The organism is Streptomyces kebangsaanensis (assembly GCF_001906585.1).
Classification (GTDB): domain Bacteria; phylum Actinomycetota; class Actinomycetes; order Streptomycetales; family Streptomycetaceae; genus Streptomyces; species Streptomyces kebangsaanensis.
In genome coordinates, this window is record NZ_JUJA01000128.1 from 1 (window position 1) to 6454 (window position 6454).

Below are 6454 nucleotides of genomic sequence, written 5' to 3' on the forward strand. Positions count from 1 at the left end.
CGGCCGGCCCAGGTGGCCTCGCCCCGAGTAGGCTTCTGCGTCGCCGACCAGGCTGTGGCGTTCGGCGTGTCGTAGACGGTGGCGGTGTCCGACAGGACGTCGCCACCCGTGGCGGAGGTGACCGGAAGGCTGAGGTTGGATTCCGTGATGGAGCAGGCCCGGCCGACGGTGCGGGTACGGGAAGCCAGGCCGGTAATGCCGACTGCGTCGTTGCGTGCGTACCAGGTGCGCGTGCAGGTCTCGTCACCGCCGGTGCCGGCATCCCCGGAGTCGCTGACGCTGGCGGGCATGCCGTAGTCGTCGAAGGTGGTGCTGACGGAGCGGGTGCGCCACGTCTTCGAGGCGGTGAGGTAGGCGTACGTGCTGGCCTTGCCGGTGCGTACGTAGCGGGCCACGTGATCGGCGGCATCGGGCGCGTTCTGCCGGGCGGTCTCCTTGGACCAGGGGTCGTTCACCGTCGCCGAGATCGGCGTGGCGCCGTCGTAGGTGACCTGCTCGCGAAGCTGGCCCGCATACTGGTTGCTGTCGGTGACCGAGGCCGCGCCAAGGTCGGGTGCCGCCAGCGGGGCAACGGTGACGGATTTGGTGGTGCCGTCCTTGTTCTTGTCCCCGTGCATGCCCTGCAGGTAGAGCGAGACCGTCCTGGAACGCGTCGTGCTCGTCGCACCGGTCCACGCGGTGACCTGGCGGTAGCCCCGCCAGTCCGACCAGGTGCGCTCGCCCTTCGGCGTGAACGGGTCGTCGCTGTGGTGCCAGGCCGCACCGCTGTAGGAGTAGGCGTACTCGACCGCCTCGTTGTCCGCGGCCGGGTCGGAGACGGTCACGGCCAGCACCCGGTACTTTTGGAACCAGTCGATCGAGGCATCCGAGGAGCCGTTGATGTGCCAGAACTGCGGGTAGCAGGAACGGGTGTTGGTGTCCGGTGCCGCGTTCAGTACCTGGCTGCGCACACATTCGGGAGCCGACGTGGTCACCGTGGTGATGGCGCCGGTCTCGGAGGTGACGGTCGAGATACGGGGCCGGGTCAGCGGCAGGATGTCATCGGTGGCGTCTACCCGATTGGGCCGCATCTGGTACGTGAACGAGATCGGGTTGAGGCCGATGCTCGTATCACCCGCCTTACCAGTGCGTTTGAGCGACTTCAGCGTGAGCACCTGGTCGGAGCTGTCCCCGATGTCCCCGCCGTCCAGGTACTCCTGGGTCAGCGCCCAGGAGTCCACCGGGTCGTATACACCGCTGGTGACGTTGTAGGAGACAGTGTCGATTCCGGTCAGGCGCTTGCGGGTGAAGAAGGCCGGGCCGGCCGCGTTGCAGTCGGAGCCGTCCTTGGAGCAGATCGCGTCGAACGGCACGTCCGGCCAGTTCTTGGCGGTGTCCTTCGTCAGGCTGGAGCAGTTGGAGGCAGTGCAGCGCTCGGCGTGGTCGAAGGTGACCTTCGCGTCCGCCTTGTCCGCGAACAGGGCGCCCTTGCGCAGCCCGTACTCGATCCGGGTGAGGTAGCCGCCCCGGGTATAGGAGGCGTTGGCGGTCTTCGACTTGTTCTTCTTGTAGTAGTTCGATTCCTTCGTGTACCAGTACGTGGCCGCGTTGCCCCGGGTGTCCTCGATATAGTCGAGGTTCCACCGCCACGCCTGCGTGAGAGCACGGTCGGCGAAGGCACTGCCGCCCGAGTAGCCGGGCTCGCCGGCGTCGTCGCCGAACACGGGCACCGCCCATGTGGAGTTGGTGCGCTGGGCGCCGGCGCCGTCCAGCTTGTTCAGGCCGAACACGTACTTCGTGCCGTCGCCGGTGGTGACGGTCCAGTACTCACCGTTGTCGTCGTCGTTGTCGGCTCCGGTGGAGCGCGTCACCTTCGAGGCGTCGTCGTTCTCCAGTCGCCACTGCCCGGTAGCGTCGTCCTTGACCAGGCGGGTCGACTTGCCGTTCAGCACCAGACGGGCGTTGTCGTACTTCCAGCACAGATCGAAGACCTCCGGATGCCCGTCGTCGTCGCAGGAGCCGTAGGTGCGCTCAATGTAGGACTCGCTGAGCGCGAAGCCCTCACCCACCGACGTGCCCTGGTTGTTGGTGGTCGCCGTCCGTCCGTCGACGCTGCCCGAGTCGTACGACAGCGACAGCGACGGCGTCGGGCCGGCCGCCGCGGGCGGCATGGTGAAGTCGTACGACCAGGTAAAGGACCCCGAGCTGCCGCCGGCCTGCCAGGACGAGGACGATGACAGCGGCGTCGCCGAGTAGTCCCCGGTTCCCTTCGGTGACTGCCCGGACCCGGCGTCGGCGGCGGTGACCGCGAGCACCGTCACTCCACCGCCGGCACTGTCCGCGCGTAGGAGCTGCTTAGACGTTCCGCTTGCCGCTCCGCCCAGGTGCACCTTCGCCGATACCGACTGGTGCGCGACGTCGTTGTCGGACGTCAGCGGTCGCTGGGTGCGGCATTCGGGTTTCTGCGGGGACGTCAACGCACAGGCGGGCAACTGCACCAGACGCAGCCGCTGCGACCACCCGCCGCCGATCGCCGAGGCGAAGCCGCTGTAGTCGACGCTCACCTCGGCGGTGCCCGCCGTGTCGGCCTCGGCCGTCAGCAGTACACCTGTGACTCCCGCCATCCGGGCGGCCCTCTGGTCCAGCACGTTGATCCGTGCCGTGCCGCCGGCCGCGGCCTGGGCCTTCGCGCTCCCGCCGGGTACCGAGCTCACCATGATGGGCACACCACCCGGCGAGGCGTTGGCCGTCCTGCCACCGGTGAGCCTGAGCGTGGCCTCGCCCTGCTTGGGCCAGGCAGCCTTCTGCTCCGTCCGGGCTTTTCTGGCCTGAGCCGTGTTGGCCTTCTTGTCCCGGGCGACCTTCTGTCGCGCCTTCTTCGCGCCCGGCCCCTCGAACACCTGGACCTTGCTTACCCGGGGCTTGGGCACATCAGGCCGTCCAAGGCCCCCCGATGTCGTGGCTTCGGCTACCTGTGCCAGCCCCATGGGAACCACCAGCGCGAGGGCGATCGACTGCACCAGCAGCCGGCCCGCGCGATGCCGTGCGGCTCCTGCACGTCGCCGTCTTGAGGTGCCTATGCCAAAGACCATCGTTTTCGCCCCGCCCAGTCCCGTAGAAAAGAAGTCCAGTCGTTTGCAGAACACCGGGTCTGCCGCACCCCCGGGGTGAGGACAGCTGCCTCAAGGGCTGCCCTCACCCCTTCCACGGGTCAGTCACCCACGGTTTCCTCGATCTGCTGCCCATCGGCCATCGCGCCGGCCCACAGGCGTACCTCTGCCACCTGGCCCGGAAGGAAGTGCCGCCATGCCCCTGCGGTGAAGCCCTTGCCGACAGCGAAGTCGCCCGAGCCGGCCTTCGCGGTGAACGCGCGGGGTTCGCCGTTCTGCATGTATCCCAGATAGAGGCTGATCGTGCCTGTCGTGCCTGCCTGGGCATCGAAGACGCCGGTCAACCGGACCATGCCGTCCACCAGTGCGCTCTCGTCGGAAGTCACGGCGCTGAACGTCCCGTCCGCGTTGAGCCGACCGAAGCGCCAGAAACCGACGGGCACGGTCTTCTCCTCGAACGTGTCCTCATCCAGCACGGTCTGCTTGCCTGTCAGCTCGTACCAGAGCCCCCATGCCGAACCGTCCGCCGTACGCTGCCCGAGCACCTGCCCGGTATAGCCGATGTTCTTGGCCGCGAGCTTGTCACCATCCAGGGAGGCCAGCGCCGTGACCGTGAACGACCCGGTGTCATCCACCACCGGTCCGGCCGTCGTGGCGGCGTCGTCCACGCCGTCCAGCACAATCGCCTCACCGTCCAGCGACGCCCCGCCAGCCAGTGTCAGCGACCTGCCGTAGCCGGAGGCGGTATCCGGAACGCTGCTGCCACTGCCCTGGTCCGCCGACCAGTTGGCCACCAATTCCACCCCGTTGAAGCCGTCACTTACAGCCAGCCGCGCCTCATCGGAGATCTCGTTCGCTGTCAGGGTCCTCTGCCACACCGCCACCTCGTCGATCGAACCTGGGAAGTAATACGTGTAGCTGCTGGCCCCGTTCTGCATGCGGCCAAACTGGAGCGGTTCGGTCGACCGCAACGATCCCTCTATCGTGGCAGCCCCGGACTGCGGCTGACCGTTGACGTAGAACTTCAACTCCTTCTTGGCCGGGTCATAGGTGCCGGCCAGATGCGTCCACACCTTGGTCTGAGCCGGAGAGACAGCAGTTTGGCCCATGTACGCGCTTCCGTCCGTCTTGAGCATGCCGAAGTACCACGTCTTGAACGTGTTGGAGTACCGGAACGCGAACGGGCTGCCATCAGGGCCGTGCTGGGCCAGCACAGTGCCAAAGACGTCGTTCCTGTCCAATCGCACCCAGGCCGACAGCGTGAACGCCGACCGGGTATCCAGGACCGGTGCGCTGGTCTGCGCATACGCGGTGGTTCCGTTCAGGGACAGCCCCCGGTCGGTGACGGGCGCCTCCAGCGGGATTCCCTGCGCATCATGGGTGATCAACCCACGGCGGCCGCGGTCATCCCGGGTGGCGCCACCGACCAGCGTCGCACTGTGCCCGATCGTGCCATTCGCCGCGGAGGAGTCGATCGCGACCCCGTCGGCCTCGGAGAAGTGCCACCGCCCAACCGGGCCGGCACCACTGTGCACCGCGAAATCCACGACCTTCCAAGCCCCGTAACGGCCGGTACCGACGTTGTCCTTGGCACGGACGGAAAGACGGTAAACGCCCCCGTGATCAGGAGTGATGACGGCTTGCCAGCCGAGGAAGGGGTAGTTGCCCTCGGGGGTCGAGCTACACATCCAGTCAGGAATCCCTGATCCTCGATCCACCGCGTGATCTTTGATCGCGCGGTGTGATTGGTTTCGGGGTGGATTTTCGGTTCCGGGCAGGGCGGGTTTCCGGATGGCCGTTCCGGTGGCGGGTTCTCCGAGGTCTTCCAGATCGTGGACGGGCGGGGGTCCGGTTGGTCAGGTCTGCATCCGCTGCCCGGTGGCGGTCCACAGGTCGGTGAAGTCGTCGGCCCAGCGCCAGCGTCGGGGCAGATGCAGCACTACTCGTCGTCCCGGGCGGGCGATGCGGGCCGGAACGGCGATGAGATGACGGCGGATCGTGCCGGTCCGTGCCCGTGCGTGGAAGGCGGAAGCGAGGTGTCCGGCCGCGCGGGTGAGGTTGTAGGCGGTGGCGGCCAGGGTGAGCCAGGCCGCGTTCGCGGTGAACTTCCCCGAGGGCAGGTGGGCCAGGGCGGAGTCCTCCAGATCGGCGAAGACCTGTTCCACCGCGGCGTGAGCACGATGCATGGGCTCGGCGTCGGTCAGGACGAAGGTGCTGTCGGTGAAGACCACATGATGGCGCCAGACCGCGAACAGCTCACTTTGTCCGTCGGGCACCGTCTTCGGGTTCAGCCGCTTCACGCGGCGGACGATCAGCCGGGCGGTGGTGTGGAACTGCTTCTTCTTGCTGGTGAACGCGGTGAACGGGATCTCGGCGATCTCGGCGTCGGAGATCCAGCGTTCCTCCTCGGCGTCCCAGATCGCGTCGGTGTACCGGATCGGCGTCCAGGCGTCCTCGGCGATGGACGCGATCGCTTCGCGGATCGTCTTGGTGACCGCGACGGCCAGCGAGAAGCGGGCGCCGGCCCGACGGCAGGCGGCGACGACCTTGTGGGAGAAGTAGGCCGAGTCGGCGCGCACGATGATCTGTGCGGTGATCCCCATGGCCCGCACCGTGGTCAGCGCCTCGCGCAGCAGACTCGCCGCCCCCTTGCCGGAGCCCGCCGAGCCCCTGCGCAGCCGGGTGGCGACGATGACCGGCGCGCAGGTGGACGTCTTGACCGTGACGATCTGGAAGTGCAGCCCGCGGACCTTGGTGTAGCCGAACGAGGCGCCCTGCTTGGCCGGGCCGTAGACCTGCTTGACCTTGGAGTCGATGTCGACGAACACCACCTCGTCCGTCGTGGGCACCAGTCCGGTGTGGGCGGCCAGGTTGCAGGTGAACGCGCTTGTCGCGGACTGGAGTTGCCGGACGTGTCCCCAGGTGAAGGCGCGCAGGAAGGTGCCCAGCGTGGACGGTGCCCGCACCCCTGCGAAGAGCTTCCGCAGCCCTCCGTGCCGCAGGACATCCAGGTCGTCGATGGAGTCGGCGCCGGCGGCCATGCCGCCCACGATGCTCATCGCCTTCGCGTCGGGGGCCGTGCCGGCGCCGTTGGCCGCGCCGGTCAGTTTGACCTTCTCGGCCACCAGAGCCGGCAGGCCGCACCGCTCGGCCAGCCGGATCACCGGGACCAGTCCGGCATGCGCGATGAGATTCGGCTCGTCGAACGCGGCAAACACCCGCGCCGGGCTGTGGGACGATTTCACTTGAGAGGTGCCTTGCAGGTCGGGACCGGTGGAAGCGTAGGAACTCCCATCATCCCAGGTCAGCGGGCACCTCTTCTGATTTCTCCGTCCACGGCCCGTCCGCTACGCGGTGGATCCAGG

At 67.7% G+C, this 6454-nt stretch carries 1 protein-coding gene and 2 pseudogenes; all 3 read right to left on the reverse strand.

From position 1 onward, the window contains the following. Positions 1-3071: pseudogene (locus tag RH94_RS18790) on the reverse strand (RHS repeat-associated core domain-containing protein); the annotation flags it as partial. A 119-nt stretch (positions 3072-3190) separates the two neighbouring features. After that, positions 3191-4723, reverse strand: a pseudogene (locus RH94_RS18795) (LamG domain-containing protein); the annotation flags it as partial. A gap of 222 nt (positions 4724-4945) precedes the next feature. After that, on the reverse strand, positions 4946-6334 hold the full coding sequence (locus RH94_RS18800) for an IS1380 family transposase (protein ID WP_073945630.1): 1389 nt from the start codon (positions 6332-6334) through the stop codon (positions 4946-4948). Between the last annotated feature and the right edge of the window lie 120 nt (positions 6335-6454).